Origin of the sequence: Vulcanibacillus modesticaldus, from assembly GCF_001730235.1 — a bacterium.
Lineage (GTDB): Bacteria > Bacillota > Bacilli > Tepidibacillales > Tepidibacillaceae > Vulcanibacillus > Vulcanibacillus modesticaldus.
On record NZ_MIJF01000098.1, the window covers coordinates 1 to 574 of the forward strand.

At 35.2% G+C, this 574-nt stretch carries 1 protein-coding gene and 1 pseudogene; one reads left to right on the forward strand and one right to left on the reverse strand.

What is annotated here, in order from left to right; genetic code table 11:
* A partial coding sequence (locus BHF71_RS12510; protein WP_141705318.1) for a helix-turn-helix domain-containing protein occupies positions 1–176 on the reverse strand: 176 nt, incomplete at its 3' end.
* Positions 177–248: 72 nt separating this feature from the next.
* On the opposite strand from BHF71_RS12510, the pseudogene BHF71_RS11085 reads away from it, so the two are divergent.
* A pseudogene (locus BHF71_RS11085) lies at positions 249–574 on the forward strand (transposase); the annotation flags it as partial.

A 574-nucleotide genomic window follows, 5' to 3' on the forward strand; every position in this document is an offset into this window, starting at 1 on the left:
TTTTCTTCAAGTCCCTTCATTCCTTCGTTTTCATAATGATGAACCCATCGACGAACCATAGAATGATCAATACCCAACTTTTTAGCCACAGTTTTGTATCCCATTCCTTCATTCTTATACATATCCACTGCTTTCTTTTTGAATGCTACATCATATGTGTTTCGAATTTTACCCATAGAAAAATCCCCTCCATAATAGACAGACTAATGGTTTTTCTTTTTTCTGTCTACTATAAGGGGATCATATCAGAGAGTGGGTATTTTGTTAAGGACGAGAGAGAAAAACTCTTTGCATACTCATTTCATACAGCTTGCGATCTAAACGGATTTGTTCTTGGTACACTTGTTACAGGAGCCAATGTACATGATAGTAAAGTGTTAGATAAGATAGTTAATCAAGTAATCGAGAAAGTGGAAAAGCCAAGTGCAGTCGTAGTAGATGCTGGATATAAAACACCTTATATCGCAAAATACTTATCAGATCAAGATATTCGACCAGTAATGCCTTATACACGTCCCAGAACAAAAAGCGGATATATGAGAAAACATGAGTATGTATATGATGAATATTATGA